Here is a 16,088-nt window from a genome sequence, read left to right as displayed (position 1 = left end):
TGGCCTCCGCACCCTAGCACCGCGCTCGCCGCTGTCCATAGGTCTTGCACAGACTTTCGCCGTACCCGCGTCCAAAAGCGCCGATCAATGAGCACCGAAAGTTCCGAAAACAAGGGAACTGGCTGCTGGCGCCCGTCGGCCGCGTCGGGAGCCGCACAGTGGACAGCCGCGCCCAGACGCCGGAGCACGGGGTACATCACGTTGCGTGGCCGGGTTGGCGGGTCGGATCAGAGAGCCGAGAGCTTGTCGCGGCCCAGCGGGCATCGACGTCGCTCCACTGCGTGACCGAAAGTTTTCAATGGCCCCAATTCGGCCATAGGGGGTTGACTATCCCGTTCGGTCGTCCCTACCGTTCCGGGTCAGTTACGGAACTGTTCCGGAATTCTTTCGACTGTACGGCTTTGCCCATCGAGAGGACCGCGAGGCGATGACCGTGCCGACGCAGACTCCCGTGGGGCGGACCAGCCCGCCGCCCCACGGGTCACCCGCTCCCCCACCGGCGGCCAGCCGCCGCCCGCCCTGGTGGCGGCGGCTGGCCGCCGACCGGGTGCTGGTGCTGGCCGCGCTGCCGGGCGTGGCGGCGCTGCTGCTGTTCCACTACCTGCCCTGGCTGGGCAACGTCATCGCGTTCAAGGACTACCAGCCGTACCTCGGCATCCTGGACAGTCCGTGGGTCGGCCTGGCCAACTTCGCGGTCATCGTCGACGGCGACCCGCAGTTCCTGAACGCGCTGGCCAACACGCTGCTCATCACCGCGCTCCAGGTGCTGATCGTGTTCCCGGCGCCGATCGCGCTGGCGCTGCTGCTGGACAGCCTGATCTCCGAGCGGCTGAAGCGGCTCGCGCAGAGCATCCTGTACCTGCCGCACTTCCTGTCCTGGGTCATCGTCGTGGCGATCTTCCAGCAGATGTTCGGCAACGCCGGCCTGCTCAACAGCGCGCTGCGCGCGCAGGGGCTGGCCACGATCGACGTCATCAGCAACCCGGAGCTGTTCAAGCTGCTGGTCACCAGCCAGGTGCTGTGGAAGGACGCGGGCTGGGCCACGATCCTGTTCCTGGCCGCGCTGGCCCGCATCGACCTGGAGCTGTACGAGGCCGCCGCCGTCGACGGGGCCGGGCGCTGGCGCCAGCTGTGGCACGTCACCCTGCCCGGCCTGCGCGGCCTGATCGTGCTGCTGCTGATCCTGCGCCTGGGCGACACCCTCAGCGTCGGCTTCGAGCAGATCATCCTGCAGGAGCCCGCCGTGGGCAGACAGGCCAGCGAGGTGCTGGACACGTACGTCTTCAACCATGCGGTGCTGGCCGCCGACTGGGGCCAGGGCGCCGCCGTCGGGCTGGTCAAGGGCGTGCTGGGGGTGCTGCTGGTGCTGGGCGCCAACAAGCTGGCCCACCGCTTCGGGGAGCGGGGGATCTACCAGCGATGAGCCGACGTTCGATCACCGCGCTCGGGCCGCCGTCGGCGGGCGCGCGGGCGCTCAAGGGGCTGGTGCTGACGCTGTGCTGCGCCGCGGTGGTGGTGCCGTTCGTCGGCATCGTCGCGACCAGCCTGTCGCCGCGGGCGGAGGTCACCCGGGCGGGCGGGTTCGTGCTGGTCCCGAAGCAGATCAGCTTCGCGGCGTACGAGGCGATCCTGAGCGGGGGCGTGGTCACCCGGGCCACGCTCGTCAGCCTGTTCGTGACCGCCGCCGGGACGCTGCTGAGCCTGGTCGCGACCACGCTGCTGGCGTACGGGCTGAGCCGGCCCGGCTCGTTCGCGCACCGCCCGCTGCTGATGACGGTGCTGTTCGCGGTGCTGTTCGGCCCCGGGCTCATCCCCAGCTACCTCGTGGTCAAGAGCCTGGGCCTGCTCGACACGTACTGGGCGCTGCTGCTGCCCCCGATGATCAACGCGTTCAACGTGATCATCATGCGGTCGTTCTTCCTGGAGCTGCCGCCGGAGGTCATCGAGAGCGCGCGCATCGACGGCGCCGGCGACCTGGCCGTGCTGACCCGGATCGTGCTGCCGCTGAGCAAGGCCGCGCTGGCGGTGATCGGGCTGTTCTACGCCGTCGGCTACTGGAACGCCTTCTTCTCCGCGCTGCTGTACCTCAACGACTCCGGCATGTGGCCGCTGCAGCTGGTGCTGCGCACGTACGTGGTCAACCAGACGCAGCTCGGCGTCGACCAGCTCGGCGGCGGCGCCGGGCTGCCCCCGCAGGAGGCGGTGCAGATGGCGATCCTCGTCCTCTCCATCGTGCCGGTCCTGCTGGTCTACCCGTTCGTCCAGCGGCACTTCAGCAAGGGCGTGCTCATCGGCGCGGTCAAAGGCTGACCGCGCGACCCGGAGGAGTCACCATGCTCGAACAACACCCCGTCCCGCGCCGGACACTGCTGTCCGGCGCGCTGTCCACCGCCGCGCTCGCCGCCACCGGGCCGTCCCTACTGGCCGGGTGCACCGACAGCGGCGGCACCCCGAACACCGCGGTGAACAACGCCGACGTGAAACTGCCGACGTACACGCCGTACGCCGGGGCGAAGCCGGACTTCCCCGGCAACGCCGAGGGGCTGCTCGACGCGTTCAGCGGCTACCCGAACCCGGCGCCGCAGGCGTTCCCCGCCCCGCCCGGCAAGGGCGGCCAGGTGTCGGCGTTCGTGCTCACCGGCGCGCCGGTGCCGCCCTCGGTCGACCAGAACCCGTTCTGGCAGGAGCTGAACAAGCGGCTCAACGTCGACCTGAAGCTCACCATCACCCCCGGCGGGGACATGCCGGTCAAGTTCGCGGCCCTGGTCGCGGGCGACGACCTGCCCGACTTCATCGTCCCGGCCCTGTTCACCCCGTCCGGCCTGGGCGCGGGCATCGCGAACCTGCCCGCGTGGCTGTCGGCCAAGTGCCAGGACCTCAGCCCGTACCTGTCCGGGGACGCGGTCAAGGAGTACCCGTTCCTGGCCAACATCCCGAGCGCCGCCTGGAAGCAGTGCGTCTACAACGGCGGGATCTACGGCCTGCCCGTGCCGCGCGGGGTCGGCGGGACCCTGATGTTCCGCCGCGACGACCTGTTCGCACAGCTCAAGGCCAACCCGGACCCCGCCTCGTACGCCGAGTTCCGCGACGTGTGCAAGGCGGTGACCGACCCGAGGGCGAGCCGCTGGGCCGCCACCACCGGCGCGCTCATGTACTTCGTGCAGCACATGGTCGGCGTGCCCAACCGCTGGCGGCTGGACGGCGGCAAGCTCACCCACGCCGCCGAGACCGAGCAGTTCCGCAAGGCGCTGGCCGACGTCCTGCAGCTGGTCAAGGACGGGTACGCCCACCCCGACAGCAACATCGCCAACGCGCCGGTCAAGAAGTGGTTCAACGCGGGCAACACCGTGCTCAACCCCGACCGCTACACCGCCTGGCCGCAGTACTACGCCGAGAACGTGGCCGGGCCGGGGTTCGACATCGGCGGCATGCGCCCGCCGCGGTACGACGGCGGCGGCTTCGCCGGGACCTGGCAGTCCGAGCCGACCAACAACTTCACGGCGCTGAAGAAGGCCGACGCCGGGAAGATCAAGGACCTGCTCGCGATCGCGAACTGGCTCGCCGCGCCGTTCGGCACGCAGGAGTGGCTGTTCCGCCGCTTCGGCGTCGAGGGCGTCCACTACACCATGAGCAACGGCGGGCCGGCCCAGACGCAGGCCGGGATCACCGAGACCGCGCTCGGCATCCGCTACATCGTGGACGCGCCCGACGCCATCTTCATCCCGGGCAACGCCGCGGCCACCCGGAAGTCCTACGAGTACCAGAAGTCGATCATCCCGACCTCGGTCAAGGACCCCACCGTCGGCTACTTCTCCGACGCCTGGTCGCGCAAGCGCGCGGCCCTCGACACCATCCTCAACACGTACCAGACTGACATCCTGTCCGGACGCAAGCCGCTGTCGGCCTGGGACGACGCCGTCAAGGAATGGCGCCAGGGCGGCGGCGACGAGGTCCGCGGGCAGTTCCAGGACCAGCTGGCCTGATCGTCGCACCGGGTGCGGACCGCGCTCTCCCTACCGGCCCGCACCCGGCCCGCCTCCGCCGTCGTCGTCGCAGCCCGCAGTTTCGGGGAGAGTGCAGGAATCTCGACCCGGATTCGCGCACTCTCCCCGAAACTGCATGATCATTTCCGCCGGCGCGGGCGCCGCGCAGGTAGCGCTTGTCGTCCTGCGGCTGGAGGTCGGCCATGTCGCCCTCGCCCCCGTTCTGGCCCCCGTTCTGGCCGCCGGGCTGGCCGCCGGGCTGGCCGGCCCCGGGCTGCGGCGCGCCGCTGGGCGGGGTGCCGCCGGGTGCGCCGCCCGGGGGCGTGCCGCCGGGGCCGCACGCGGCCAGCAGGCTGCCCAGCCCGAGCGAGCTGATCCCCGCGAAGATCGCGCGGCGGCTGATCCGCTGGCCCTCAAGGTCGTGGTGCATCGCGGTCTCCATCCCTTCGTCGATGCACCCGGCGCTAGGCACCCCAGGTCGGCACAGCTGCACGGACCCTGCGCGGGCCCTCAGAAAACCCTGGGAGCCATCCGGTACGGCGGCCGTACGCTACGCCGGTGACCCGAGAGTTGATCGTGCTCGGCACCTCCAGCCAGGTGCCCACCCGCCACCGCGCGCACAACGGCTACCTGCTGCGCTGGGACGACGAGGGCATCCTGTTCGACCCGGGCGAGGGCGCGCAGCGCCAGCTGCTGCTGGCCGGGGCGGCCGCGAGCGACATCAACCGCATCTGCGTCACCCACTTCCACGGCGACCACTGCCTGGGCCTGCCCGGCATCGTGCAGCGGCTGTCGCTGGACCGGGTGCCGCACGAGGTGCCGGTGCACTTCCCCGCCTCGGGCACGCTGTTCTGGCGGCGGCTGCGCAACGCGAGCTGGTTCGACAACCGGGCGCGGACGGTCGAGCAGCCGGTCATCGGCGAGGGCGGGGTCATCGCCACGGGCCGCTTCGGCACCCTGTCGGCGCGGCGCCTGAACCACTCCGTCGAGTCGTACGGCTACCGCCTGGTCGAGCCGGACGGCCGCCGGATGCTGCCGGAGCGCCTGGCCGCCCTGGGCGTACGCGGACCCGGCGTGGGCACCCTGCTGCGCGACGGCTCGGTCGAGGTCGACGGCCGCCGGGTGACCCTGGACCAGGCGAGCGAGCCGAAGCCGGGGCAGGTGTTCGCGTTCGTGATGGACACCGGGCAGTGCCAGGCGGCGCTGGACCTGGCCGCCGGGGCGGACCTGCTGGTGATCGAGTCGACGTTCCTGGAGTCGGAGGCGGAGCTGGCCGCCGTGGCCGGTCACCTGACCGCCGCCCAGGCGGCCCGGATCGCGGCCGAGGCGGGCGTACGGACGCTGGTGCTGACGCACTTCTCGCAGCGGCACCCGGACGCCGACGTGTTCGGGCACGAGGCGGCGGAGCACTTCGACGGGGACATCGTGGTGGCGCGGGAGCTGGACCGAATCCCCCTGCCGACGCGCCGCTGAGGAATCGGCCTAGTATTCGCACCGGCCAGCCGCACCGCCGATCGGAGCCGACCTGTGTCTTCCCTGAGCCAGCCGGGCACCGCACCCGCCGCGAGCGGCGCGCCGCGGTCGCGGTTGAAACAGTCGTTCCTGGCGGCGTGGCCCGCGCTGGCGGCGTACGTGGCGGCCCGCGCCGTCGGCGTCGGCGCCTTCCTGGCCGTGGCCCGGATGGCGGGGCGCGACGGGTGGCAGATCCTCGGCCACCGCACCGACGCGGGGTTCTACCTGCGGATCGCGGTCGAGGGCTACGCCGGCGCGGAGCCGCTGGACAAGAACGACATGGCCTTCTTCCCGCTGTTCCCGATGCTGGTGCGGGGCGCGCACGCGGTCGTGCCGCTGCCGGTCGACACGGTCGCCGTGCTGGTGAGCTGGCTGGCCGCGCTGGCGGCGGCCTGGGGCGTGTTCGCGATCGGGGCGCACCTGCACGACCGCCGCACCGGGGTGCTGCTGGCGCTGCTGTGGGGGCTGCTGCCGCACGCGATCGTCGAGTCGATGGCCTACACCGAGGCGATCTTCACCGCGTTCGTCGCCTGGGCGCTGTACGCGCTGCTGCGCGAGCGCTGGGTCGCCGCGGGCGTGCTGACGCTGCTGGCCGGGCTCACCCGGCCCACCGCGCTGGCGCTCATCCCGGTGGTGGGCCTGGCCGCGCTGCTCGCGGTGGTGCGCGGCCGGGGCCGGGCGTGGCGGCCCTGGGCCGCCCTGGTGCTGGCCCCGCTGGGCTGGCTGGGGTACGTGCTGTGGGTGGCGCAGCGCACCGGGCGCCTCGACGGCTACTTCCACCTGCAGGACGCCGGCTGGGGCTCGCGCTTCGACGGCGGCCGGTACACCGCCACGACCATGGCGAAGCTGCTCACCGAGAACAGCTCACTGAACACGTACCTGGTGTCGCTGGTGCTGGTGGTGGCCGTGGCACTGTTCGCGCTCACGATCCTGGACCGGCAGCCGTGGCAGCTGCTGCTGTTCAGCGGGTTGATCCTGCTGATCACGCTGACCGGCGCGGGCTACTTCAACGCCAAGGCCCGGTTCCTGCTGCCCGCGTTCGCGCTGCTGCTGCCGGTCGCCACCGCGCTGGCGCGGACCAGGCCGGCCCGGATGGCGGTCGTCGTGGCGACGCTGGCGGCCGTGTCGACCTACTGCGGCGTCTACCTGCTGCTCATCTGGAAGTACTCGCCGTAGTCCCGGCCCGCCGACGCTAAAGGGCGAGGGTACGTGACCGGACTGCGGGGACCGGACTGTCACGTACCCTCGCCCACTCGACACCGGTACGGCCCGACGGACGCCTGGCCGGAGGCGCCGGGTCGACGGAGGCTTGTCGACCCGCTGTCGGCTGTACAGGTGCGACGCGGCACGCCGGCGCTGGCGGAGCGCGGTGGCGGCGCCGCGGGGTCGGATGCCCCGCCCGGCCCGCGCCGGGGGACGGCCGGCCGGGCGGAGCACCCTCAGGTCGGCTAGCCGGGACGATCCGGCTAGTCGAAGTACCCTCGGTTCTCGAAGCTGCTGCCGCGCGTGCCACCGGTGCCGGTGGCGGCGTCGCGCTGGTGCGAGCCACCTCGTTCGCCCAGGTCGGCACGCCAGCCGGGCAGCGAGCGCAGCCCGTTCAGGTCGTGCCGTGCGGTCCAGGCCTCCCGCCAGTGCCGGCTGGCCGCGGCTTGCGCGCGCTCTGCCAACCGCCGCGGCGGGCACGGCCACTGCTGACCGCACCAGTTGCAGTGATCGTCTTCAGGTCGGTCGTGCCGGTCCAGGATCTGCTGCGCGTCGCGCCACAGCAGCCGGTCGGCTATCTCGGTCGGTTCGGTGTCGGCGGACAGTGCATGGTCGACGGTGACCACGTTCCCACTTCCTTCGGTAGCGGTGCCGCTTCCGTACGCTTAGTAGAACTGCGGGGCAAGCAGACGCGTCGCACAGACTGTGCGATTGCCGGCCGACACGGTCATCCGAATCAGCGACGTGCCGCTCTAGCAGCCATGACACCGACCAGCAGGGCCAGCCCGACCAGCAGCAGCGCCACCCCGAACCAGGTCACTGGCTGTGACGCCAGCGCCAGCATCCGCCCCGCGTCCGAGGCGGGCGACACGGTCGCGGCGGCGCCCGCGCCGGGATCGGGCGTGCCACCGGCGCCCGACGGCGTCGCCACCGGCCGCGGGCTGCCGTCGCAGATCAGATCCAGGGGGTACGGGTACCGCCGGGTCGCCGGGACCGCGCTCGGCGACGGGCTCGGACTGGGCGACGCGCTCGGACTCGGGCTGGCCGACGGGCTGGGGCTCGGGCTGGGCGACGTGCTGGCCGACGGGCTGGGGGTCGGGCTGGCGACGACCCGGGCGTTGCGGGCCGTGCGCTCCGCGTTCGGGCTCGGCACGACCTGGGCGTCGGGTCGGCTGTCCGGGGGCGCGGGCACCACCTGCGCGGCCGGTGGCGGCTCGGGCGACGGGACGGCGGAGGTGTCGATCACCTCGGCGCGGGGCGCGAAGACCAGCCCGCTGGGCACCGGGGCGCTGAGCGTGATCCGGATCGCGTCCGGGAAGTGCCACAGCAGGTCGCGGTTGGGCCCAGGCAGCGACGGCAGCCGGGGCACGGTCCAGGCGAAGTCGTAGCCCACGCCGCGGGTGTCCACGTTGACCAGCACCGGCGCCCCGAACGAGGGGTTCGGCTCGAAGGTCAGCTCCTCGATCTGGTTCAGGTCGGCGGCGGTCAGCCACAGCACGTTGGTCTGGCCGCCCACCAGCCGCACCACCGCCCGGGTGCCCGGCGCGTACGGCGAGGCCAGCGGCTCGCCGGCGGGCCCGGTCGGCTGCACGGTCGCCACGCAGGCGGTCAGCGTGGCGGAGTGCGCGAAGTCCCCGCCGGACGGCCTCGGGGAGGGCGCCAGTCCGATCACCACGCTCAGAACCGCTGCGACGGCGGCACGCACCTGAGCACAGTAACCCTTGCGCGCCACCGGTTCGGTCCCGCCACACCCGGCGAGACCGAACCGATGCACGCGTCAGCCGAGCTGCGTGAGCAGGTCCTGGCGGGTGAGCACGCCGCGCGGCTTGCCGTCGACCAGCACCATCGCGGCGTCGGACTTCTCCAGCATCGCCACGATCTCGGCCACCGGCTGGCCGCCGCCGATCATGGGCAGGGCCGGGCCGACGTGCCGGTCGAGCGGGTCGTGCAGCGCCGCCGCCCCGGTGAACAGGGCGTCCATCAGGTCCTTCTCCGCGATCGAGCCGGCCACCTCGCCGGTGACCACCGGCGGTTCGGCCTTGAGCACGGGCAGCTGCGACACGCCGTACTCCCGCATGATGTCGATGGCGTCGCGGACCGTCTCGGTCGGGTGCACGTGGATCAGCTCGGGCATCCCGGCCTTGGCCGACATCTTGGCCGCCAGCACGTCGCCGACGGTGACCCCGGACTCGTCGGTGCGCAGGAAGCCGTAGCGGGCCATCCAGCCGTCGTTGAATATCTTCGAAAGGTAGCCGCGGCCGCCGTCGGGCAGCAGCACCACCACGACGTCGTCGGGACCGGCCGACGCGGCGACCTTCATCGCCGCCACCGCCGCCATCCCGCACGAGCCGCCGACCAGCAGGCCCTCCTCGCGGGCCAGCCGCCGGGTCATCGCGAACGACTCCTTGTCGGTCACCTCGATGATCTCGTCGCAGACGCCCCGGTCGTAGGTCTGCGGCCAGAAGTCCTCACCGACGCCCTCGACCAGGTACGGCCGGCCGGTGCCGCCGGAGTAGACCGAGCCCTCCGGGTCCGCCCCGATGATCTTCACACGGCCCTGGGAGACCTCCTTGAGGTAGCGGCCGATGCCGCTGACCGTGCCGCCGGTGCCGACCCCGGCCACGAAGTGCGTGATCCGGCCCTCGGTCTGCTCCCACAGCTCCGGCCCGGTGTCCTCGTAGTGCGAGCGCGGGTTGTTCGGGTTGCTGTACTGGTCCGGCTTCCAGGCGCCCGGGATCTCGCGGGCGAGCCGGTCGGAGACGTTGTAGTAGGAGCGCGGGTCCTCCGGCGCCACCGCGGTCGGGCAGACCACGACCTCCGCGCCGTACGCCCGCATGACGTTCTGCTTGTCCTCGCTGACCTTGTCCGGGCAGACGAAGACGCACCGGTAGCCCTTGAGCTGGGCCACCAGGGCGAGGCCGACGCCGGTGTTGCCGCTGGTCGGCTCGACGATGGTGCCGCCCGGCCGGAGCAGGCCCTCCTGCTCGGCCGCCTCGACCATCCGTACGGCGATGCGATCCTTGACCGAGCCGCCCGGGTTCAGATATTCGACCTTGGCCAGCACGGTCGGGCTGGCTCCGTCGGTGACGTTCCTCAGCCTGACCAGGGGGGTGTTGCCGATCAGGTCGACCACGTTCTCGTAGTAACGCATTGGTCAACTCTAAAGCCGGCAGCCCCCCGCCGGGCTCAGGCCATGGCGCTCAGCCGACCTCCCCCTCGATGACCGAGCCGGGCGCGTGCGACGGCCGGGTGTACCCCGCACCGGCGTTCGGCGGGAGCGAACCCTCCCAGGCCAGGAAGCGGTCGGTCTCGCTCAGCAGCGCACCGGCGATCCAGCCGACCACGATCATGTCGTCCACCAGGCCGAAAACCAGCAGGAACGCCTCGGGCACGACGTCCACGGGCGAAACCACGTACAGCGTGGCGGCCGAGATCAGGGCCAGCCGGCCGAAGCCGTCGTACCGGCCGCGCAGCGTGGCCGCCAGCATCCGGGGCATGGCGCCCAGCCGCCGCCCCAGGCTCGCGTTGCTGCCCGACCCGGTGACCACCGCTTTCCACAGCGCCGTGAACGCCGCGGTACGACGCAATGTGCGTCCCATCTCGCCTCCATCCGCGCGCTCGCGAAGAGCGCTATTTTCTTGCCTATGAAGCGTTGCGAGCGAGCCGGCCGCCCGATGCGGCACCGCCAGGCGCCGATGGCTTCGGCGGCACCGCGCGGAACGGTATGGCCATGAACGAGCGTAGTGAGCGAATCATGGGGCACAGTGCGAAAGTGCCTCATGTGGGAACCGCGCGAAGCGGGGTTCCCACATGAGCGAGATTACTGCGCCGGTGCCTGTCTCGGCACGTCGACGCCGTCGAGAGGCACCGATGGAGCGGCGGCGGCGCGCGGCCCGGATCGCGATCTGGGGCGGCGGGGCGGCGGCCGCGCTGGGGCTGGCCACGGTCGGCGTGATGCTCGGGCAGGCCGAGGCGGCCCGGCGCACGATCCCGCTGGCCATCGCGCCGCCACCGCGCTCGGACGGCCTGTACGGCGGCCGCCAGGGCGGCGTACCGCTGCGGATGGTGATGCTCGGCGACTCGTCGGCGGCCGGACTGGGCGCCCTGCGGGCCCGGCAGACCCCGGCGGCGCTGATCGCCACCGGGCTGTCCCGCCGCCTGGGGCGGCCGGTGCTGCTGCACAGCCTGGCCGTGGTCGGCTCGACCTCGCTCAGCATGCTGCCGCAGGTGGAGGAGGCGCTGGAGCTGCACCCCGAGCTGGCCGTGATCCTGATCGGCGCCAACGACATCACCCACCGGGCGGGCACCGCGCTGGCCGTCAGGCACCTGGCCGACTCCGTGCGGCGGCTGCGCGAGACCGGCGCCGAGGTGGTCGTGGGCACCTGCCCCGACCTGGGCGCGGTGCAGCCGATCCGGGCGCCGCTGCGCTGGGTGGCCCGCTCGTGGAGCCGCCAGCTCGCGGCCGCGCAGACCGTGGCCGTGGTCGAGGCGGGCGGGCGCACCGTCTCGCTGGGCGACCTGCTCGGGCCGACGTTCTCGGCGCAGCCGCACCGGATGTTCGCCCGCGACCGGTTCCATCCGTCCGCCGAGGGGTATGCACTGGCCGCGTCGGTGCTGCTGCCGACGGTGGTGGCGGCGCTGCGCGCCCCGTCGGGTCCACAGGCCCCGCAAGAGGGCGCGAAGACCGCCGCGGACGGGGTACGGTCGCTGCCACAGGCCGCGGTCGAGGCGGCACGCCACGCCGGCACCGAAGTGAGCGGCGTACGCGTGGAGGGTCGCGACCGGGGCCCGGCCGGCCGGTGGGCGCAGCTGCGCCGCCGGGTGTGGGAAGTGGTCCGCCCCGCTGAGGCGCCCTGGACCGCGGGCACTGAGCGGACTGCGGACATAAGCGAGGCACAGGCATGAGCGAGGTTCGGGCATGAGTTCGATGGCGCGCAAGCTCGGCAAGGCCGCCGTGATCACCCTGGTCGCGGGGACTGTCGGTGGGGCGGCGCTGCTGGCCGCCGAGGCGGTCATCGCCCGCACCCGCCGCTACGCCAAGCCCGAGCTCGGCCTGGCGCTGCGCACGACCGTGGGCGGCGAGACCCTGCCGCCGCTGCGGCTGGTGCTGCTGGGCGACTCCGCCGCCCTCGGCGTCGGTGTCGACCGGGTGGTCGACACCGTCGGCGGGCAGCTCGCGACGCTGCTGGCGGCGGGCGAGAGCGGCGAGCCGGGGCAGGGGCCCCGGCGCGGCTCGGCCCGGCAGGTGGCCCTGTCCAGCGTCGGCGTGGCCGGTTCCCGCTCCTCGGACCTGGCCACCCAGGTGGCCCGGTGCCTGCTCGGCGACCGGCCGGACGTGGCGGTGATCCTGGTCGGCGGCAACGACGCGATCACGCTGCGGCGGCCGTCGGACGCGGCGGCGTACCTGGGGGCGGCGGTGCGGCGGCTGCGCGAGTCGGGCGTCGAGGTCGTCGTGGGCACCTGCCCCGACCTGGGCGCGGCGCGGGCGATCGCCCCGCCGCTGCGGCAGGTGGTGGGCTGGCTGGGCCGCCGGGTGTCGCGGGCGCAGGTGCGCGCGGTGCACGCGGCCGGGGGCGCCGTGGTCGACCTGGCACTGGAGACCGGGCCGGTGTTCCGGGCCGACCCGAACACGCTGTCGGCCGACCGCTACCACCCGTCCGCGGACGGGTACCGGGTCTGGGCGTACGCGCTGCTGCCCGCCGTCGCGCACGCCGCCGGAGTGACCCCGAGACTGCCCTGACGATCTGGTCACTCCGCCCTGGCGGGCTAAGTTACCCGCGAGTTAACGTACGTTCATGTCAGATGCTGTCATCGTCGCCACCGCCCGGTCTCCGATCGGCCGGGCCGGCAAGGGTTCGCTGCGCGACCTGCGCGCCGACGACCTCGCCGCCACCATCATCCAGGCCGCCCTCGACAAAGTCCCCGGGCTCGACCCGGCCGGGATCGACGACCTCTACCTGGGCTGCGGCCTGCCCGGTGGCGAGCAGGGCTTCAACATGGGCAAGGTGGTCGCCACCCTGCTCGGGCTGGACTCGCTGCCCGCCGCCACGGTCACCCGCTACTGCGCGTCGTCGCTGCAGACCAGCCGGATGGCTTTCCACGCGATCAAGGCGGGCGAGGGCGACGTGTTCATCTCGGCCGGCGTCGAGATGGTGTCCCGGTACGCCCGGGGCAACTCCGACTGGCTGCCCCCGGACGCCGCGGCCGCCGTCGGCGGCGCCTGGAACAACCCCCGCTTCGCGGCGGCCCAGGCCCGCTCGGCCCGCCGCGCCGAAGCGGGCGCCCCGGTCTGGCACGACCCGCGCGCCGACGGCGAGCTGCCCGACATCTACCTCACCATGGGGCAGACCGCGGAGAACCTGGCCCAGCTGCACGGGGTCACCCGCGAGGAGATGGACGCGTTCGGCGTACGGTCGCAGAACCTGGCCGAGCAGGCGATCAAGGACGGCTTCTGGGCCCGCGAGATCACCCCGGTGACCACTCCGGACGGCACCGTGGTCAGCACCGACGACGGCCCGCGCCCCGGCATCACGCTGGAGGGCACCGCCTCGCTCAAGCCGGTGTTCCGCCCCGACGGCCGGATCACCGCGGGCAACTGCTGCCCGCTCAACGACGGCGCCGCCGCTGTGGTGATCATGAGTGACCGCAGGGCGCGGGAGCTGGGGCTGACCCCGCTGGCCCGGATCCTGTCCACCGGCGTCACCGCGATGAGCCCCGAGATCATGGGCATCGGCCCGGTCGAGGCCAGCCGCCAGGCGCTGCGCCGGGCCGGCCTGACCATCGACGACGTGGACCTGTGCGAGATCAACGAGGCGTTCGCGGCGCAGGTCATCCCGTCATACCAGCAGCTGGGGCTGCCGCTGGAGAAGCTGAACACGATGGGCGGCGCGATCGCGGTCGGCCACCCGTTCGGCATGACCGGCGCCCGCATCACCGGCACCCTGATCAACGCGCTGCAGTGGCACGACAAGACCATCGGCCTGGAGACCATGTGCGTCGGCGGCGGCCAGGGCATGGCCATGGTCATCGAACGCCTCAGCTGACCTGCCCAGCCCTCCCCGCCCGGCCCTCCCGGGCCGGGGCCCGGCCCGCGGGCCGGGCCAAGATCGCGCAAGTTGCCCGGCAATGGGGCGAAAGTGGGGTCCACATACCCCCGATTGCCGGGCAACTTGCGCGATCGTCGACGGGCCCGCAGTCAGGCGTCGAGGTCGCGGCGGAGGGCGGCGATCTCGGCGGTGGTCTGGGCCAGGAGCTCGGCTGCGGGGGCCAGCGAGATCAGCTCGCTCACGACGACCCGCAGCTGGTCGGCCAGGGCCGGGTCGGGCAGGCGCGGCACCGTCCGGCGGGGTGTGCCGCCCGCGTCGGCGGCCTGGTCGGCCACCCGCTGCACCAGCAGGTGCATCGACTCGCCGCGGCCCGCCCAGCGGGCGGGCGTCCAGTGGCCGACCTGGTTGGCGAGGAGATCGGCCGCTCGCCTCAGCTGCTCGGTGCTCACGCAGTGGATTGTGCCGCCCCGGAATGCGCGACGCCGCCGCGGGCTGGTGCCCGCGGCGGCGTGTCGATCCGGCGACCGGCGGCCGGACTAGTCTTCCTGCAGGTACGACAGCAGGCGCAGGAACTCCAGGTACATCCAGACCAGCTCGACCAGCAGGCCGAACGCGCCGATCCAGCCGTACTTGCGGGGCAGCCCGGCGGCGATGCCGTCCTCGATCTGCTTGAAGTTGACCACGAACATCAGCGCGGCCACCACGATGCAGACCAGGCTGAAGCCGATGGCCAGCGGGCCGCCGCTGCGCAGCGGGCTCGCCTCCCCGGTGATCAGCCAGATCCCGAGGTTGATCAGCATGATCACGCCGAGACCGACGGCGGCGCCCATGACCACGCGCATGAACGTGGGCGTGGCCCGGATCACCTTGGTCTTGTAGAGCAGCGCCATGGTGACGAAGACGCCCAGCGTGGCGATGACGGCGTTGACCACGATGCCGTCGAAGAAGTAGTTGTAGAACTTGCTCACCGCGCCGAGGAACACGCCCTCGATGAGGGCGTAGCCGCACACGACGAGTGCGTTGGTCACCTGCGCGAACGAGATGATCATGCCGACGACCAGGCCGACGAGCGCCGCCCCGATCCAGACCGGCCGCAGCATCTCGTACGGCAGGACCGCCCAGGTCGCCGCAGCCGACACCGCGGTCAGGCCGAGGAGCGTGATGGTCTTGACCACCACGTCGTCGAGGGTCATCACGTCGCGGTGGCCGGTCTGCACGACCTCCGGGTAGCCGCCCGGGGTGTAGCTGGTCGGCACGTCCTGGCCCGGCACGGTGTACCGGGGCTGCTGCGCCGCCGCGCCGATCCGGCTGAGGACCGGATTGGAACTCTTCACTGCGCTTCCTCGCCTCCTCCATGGATGGTGGCGTCAGCGTAGCGGATCAACGCATGCTGGAAAGTCCGACTTTCAGACCGAAGATCAGCTTCGGCACTCCAGCGCCACATCAGGCAAAAGCCAGCCCAGCGGTTCAGTGGTGATCTGCGGCACTGCCACCTGACCTGATGCCAAGCCGCCAGCGTGGCATCACCTGGCCGGGCCCTGTGACGTGTCCGGCCCGGCCAGGCGCTGCCGCCCCCTCCGACTTTTCGGGGTGCGCCGACGACATCCGCTACCAGGTGTCGGCCGTCTGGGGCTTCCGCCGACGCAGCACCCGAATCAGCCGCCCTGCCCCGAACACGCCTGCGCCGATCAGCAGGACGGCACCGATGCCGGTCACGGCCGCCGCGATGACCAGGCCAGGTCCGGTATCGGTCCGCACGGTACGAACCGCGGACAGCGGGAGCGCCACAGCCACCACGCGGCCCTCGACGGCTGCCGCGGCGATGGCTCCGCCGCCGGCGTCGAGGTGGGCCCTCGAGTCGCGGGCGGCGTCACGCCGGTCCCCAAGCACGAAGAAATGGCCAGCCGCCACAGGCACCGAGAACTTCCCGAAAGCGTCATTGCCCGGACCGGCGTACGCTTCGGTCAGCGGAGCCCCGTCGACGAGAATCCGACCCTGCGGATCGCAGCACTCGACGGTCTCGCCCGGCATCCCCACGACGCGCAGAATGTAGGTCGCACCACTCGGCTCGCCCGCCCAGGCTCCACTGGACATGGCGATCACGTCTCCGCGTCGGATCCCGGCGGCCTCGGCCGACTCGACCAGCACGGTTTCGTCACGCGTGACCTGTGGGGACATGACAGACGTCCGGACCGGCTGCCAGCTGTACCCGGTAGCGAGAAGAACGGCGCCGACCGCGAACAGCACCAGCCCCACCGCCGCCACAACGGCCAGCGGACCGAACCGGCGACTGCGGGCGGGGGTTGACACATTGTCGTTCATGTTGAAGTTCTCCTTGGCTTGT

At 72.4% G+C, this 16,088-nt stretch carries 15 protein-coding genes; 8 read left to right on the top strand and 7 right to left on the bottom strand.

Translation table 11 applies throughout. The features are described 5' to 3' along the window. The first annotated feature begins 427 nt into the window (after nucleotides 1-427). From QEZ54_RS05580 to QEZ54_RS05560, 5 genes are all read left to right on the top strand, one after another. Nucleotides 428-1,423 carry an ABC transporter permease subunit gene (locus tag QEZ54_RS05580; RefSeq protein WP_281303366.1) on the top strand — a complete coding sequence of 332 codons (996 nt, stop codon included), beginning with the start codon at nucleotides 428-430 and terminating at the stop codon, nucleotides 1,421-1,423. Next, nucleotides 1,420-2,310 (top strand): carbohydrate ABC transporter permease, encoded by an 891-nt coding sequence (locus QEZ54_RS05575; RefSeq protein WP_281303365.1) that lies wholly within the window; start codon nucleotides 1,420-1,422, stop codon nucleotides 2,308-2,310. Before QEZ54_RS05580 ends, QEZ54_RS05575 begins: the two co-directional genes overlap by 4 nt. A gap of 23 nt (nucleotides 2,311-2,333) precedes the next feature. Then, a complete protein-coding gene (locus QEZ54_RS05570) occupies nucleotides 2,334-3,983 on the top strand; it encodes an extracellular solute-binding protein (RefSeq protein WP_281303364.1) in 1,650 nt (549 codons plus the stop codon). Nucleotides 3,984-4,541: 558 nt separating this feature from the next. Then, entirely contained in the window at nucleotides 4,542-5,456 is a 915-nt protein-coding gene (locus QEZ54_RS05565) for a ribonuclease Z (RefSeq protein ID WP_281303363.1), read from the top strand. Between the two features lie 54 nt (nucleotides 5,457-5,510). Then, nucleotides 5,511-6,671, top strand: coding sequence for a hypothetical protein (locus QEZ54_RS05560; RefSeq protein ID WP_281303362.1), 1,161 nt, complete (start codon nucleotides 5,511-5,513; stop codon nucleotides 6,669-6,671). A 290-nt stretch (nucleotides 6,672-6,961) separates the two neighbouring features. On the opposite strand, the gene QEZ54_RS05555 is transcribed toward QEZ54_RS05560, so the two are convergent. From QEZ54_RS05555 to QEZ54_RS05540, 4 genes are all read right to left on the bottom strand, one after another. Further along, nucleotides 6,962-7,324, bottom strand: coding sequence for a hypothetical protein (locus QEZ54_RS05555; RefSeq protein ID WP_281303361.1), 363 nt, complete (start codon nucleotides 7,322-7,324; stop codon nucleotides 6,962-6,964). A gap of 110 nt (nucleotides 7,325-7,434) precedes the next feature. After that, a complete protein-coding gene (locus QEZ54_RS05550; protein WP_281303360.1) occupies nucleotides 7,435-8,403 on the bottom strand; it encodes a collagen-binding domain-containing protein in 969 nt (322 codons plus the stop codon). A 72-nt stretch (nucleotides 8,404-8,475) separates the two neighbouring features. Then, on the bottom strand, nucleotides 8,476-9,849 hold the full coding sequence (locus tag QEZ54_RS05545) for a cystathionine beta-synthase (RefSeq protein ID WP_281303359.1): 1,374 nt from the start codon (nucleotides 9,847-9,849) through the stop codon (nucleotides 8,476-8,478). Nucleotides 9,850-9,898: 49 nt separating this feature from the next. Continuing rightward, nucleotides 9,899-10,297 carry a YkvA family protein gene (locus QEZ54_RS05540; RefSeq protein WP_281303358.1) on the bottom strand — a complete coding sequence of 133 codons (399 nt, stop codon included), beginning with the start codon at nucleotides 10,295-10,297 and terminating at the stop codon, nucleotides 9,899-9,901. Nucleotides 10,298-10,568: 271 nt separating this feature from the next. On the opposite strand from QEZ54_RS05540, the gene QEZ54_RS05535 reads away from it, so the two are divergent. The 3 genes from QEZ54_RS05535 to QEZ54_RS05525 are packed head-to-tail and all read left to right on the top strand — an operon-like array spanning nucleotide 10,569 to nucleotide 13,741. After that, entirely contained in the window at nucleotides 10,569-11,603 is a 1,035-nt protein-coding gene (locus QEZ54_RS05535; RefSeq protein ID WP_281303357.1) for an SGNH/GDSL hydrolase family protein, read from the top strand. A 13-nt stretch (nucleotides 11,604-11,616) separates the two neighbouring features. After that, nucleotides 11,617-12,438 (top strand): SGNH/GDSL hydrolase family protein, encoded by an 822-nt coding sequence (locus tag QEZ54_RS05530; protein WP_281303356.1) that lies wholly within the window; start codon nucleotides 11,617-11,619, stop codon nucleotides 12,436-12,438. Between the two features lie 55 nt (nucleotides 12,439-12,493). Next, nucleotides 12,494-13,741 carry an acetyl-CoA C-acetyltransferase gene (locus QEZ54_RS05525; RefSeq protein WP_281303355.1) on the top strand — a complete coding sequence of 416 codons (1,248 nt, stop codon included), beginning with the start codon at nucleotides 12,494-12,496 and terminating at the stop codon, nucleotides 13,739-13,741. 152 nt (nucleotides 13,742-13,893) lie between these two features. On the opposite strand, the gene QEZ54_RS05520 is transcribed toward QEZ54_RS05525, so the two are convergent. The 3 genes from QEZ54_RS05520 to lepB all read right to left on the bottom strand — a co-directional run bounded on the left by QEZ54_RS05520 (nucleotide 13,894) and on the right by lepB (nucleotide 16,066). Next, nucleotides 13,894-14,193: a hypothetical protein gene (locus QEZ54_RS05520; RefSeq protein WP_281303354.1), complete on the bottom strand. Its 300-nt coding sequence runs from the start codon at nucleotides 14,191-14,193 to the stop codon at nucleotides 13,894-13,896. An 87-nt stretch (nucleotides 14,194-14,280) separates the two neighbouring features. Beyond that, nucleotides 14,281-15,078, bottom strand: coding sequence for a Bax inhibitor-1/YccA family protein (locus QEZ54_RS05515; protein ID WP_281303353.1), 798 nt, complete (start codon nucleotides 15,076-15,078; stop codon nucleotides 14,281-14,283). Between the two features lie 274 nt (nucleotides 15,079-15,352). Further along, nucleotides 15,353-16,066: a signal peptidase I gene (gene lepB, locus QEZ54_RS05510; protein WP_281303352.1), complete on the bottom strand. Its 714-nt coding sequence runs from the start codon at nucleotides 16,064-16,066 to the stop codon at nucleotides 15,353-15,355. Between the last annotated feature and the right edge of the window lie 22 nt (nucleotides 16,067-16,088).

The sequence above is a fragment of the Catellatospora sp. KI3 genome, from assembly GCF_029948125.1.
GTDB lineage: Bacteria > Actinomycetota > Actinomycetes > Mycobacteriales > Micromonosporaceae > Catellatospora.
Note: the sequence above shows the minus strand (reverse complement) of the source record. Positions and strands in the feature narration are given on the sequence as shown.

Bases quoted from the DNA above. Each gene is read 5' to 3' on its own strand.
- QEZ54_RS05535 (WP_281303357.1), top strand. From the start codon at position 10,569: ATGGAGCGGCGGCGGCGCGCGGCCCGGATCGCGATCTGGGGCGGCGGG.
- QEZ54_RS05530 (WP_281303356.1), top strand. From the start codon at position 11,617: ATGAGTTCGATGGCGCGCAAGCTCGGCAAGGCCGCCGTGATCACCCTG.
- QEZ54_RS05580 (WP_281303366.1), top strand. From the start codon at position 428: ATGACCGTGCCGACGCAGACTCCCGTGGGGCGGACCAGCCCGCCGCCC.
- QEZ54_RS05570 (WP_281303364.1), top strand. From the start codon at position 2,334: ATGCTCGAACAACACCCCGTCCCGCGCCGGACACTGCTGTCCGGCGCG.
- QEZ54_RS05525 (WP_281303355.1), top strand. From the start codon at position 12,494: ATGTCAGATGCTGTCATCGTCGCCACCGCCCGGTCTCCGATCGGCCGG.
- QEZ54_RS05540 (WP_281303358.1), bottom strand. From the start codon at position 10,297: ATGGGACGCACATTGCGTCGTACCGCGGCGTTCACGGCGCTGTGGAAA.
- lepB (WP_281303352.1), bottom strand. From the start codon at position 16,066: ATGAACGACAATGTGTCAACCCCCGCCCGCAGTCGCCGGTTCGGTCCG.
- QEZ54_RS05575 (WP_281303365.1), top strand. From the start codon at position 1,420: ATGAGCCGACGTTCGATCACCGCGCTCGGGCCGCCGTCGGCGGGCGCG.
- QEZ54_RS05545 (WP_281303359.1), bottom strand. From the start codon at position 9,849: ATGCGTTACTACGAGAACGTGGTCGACCTGATCGGCAACACCCCCCTG.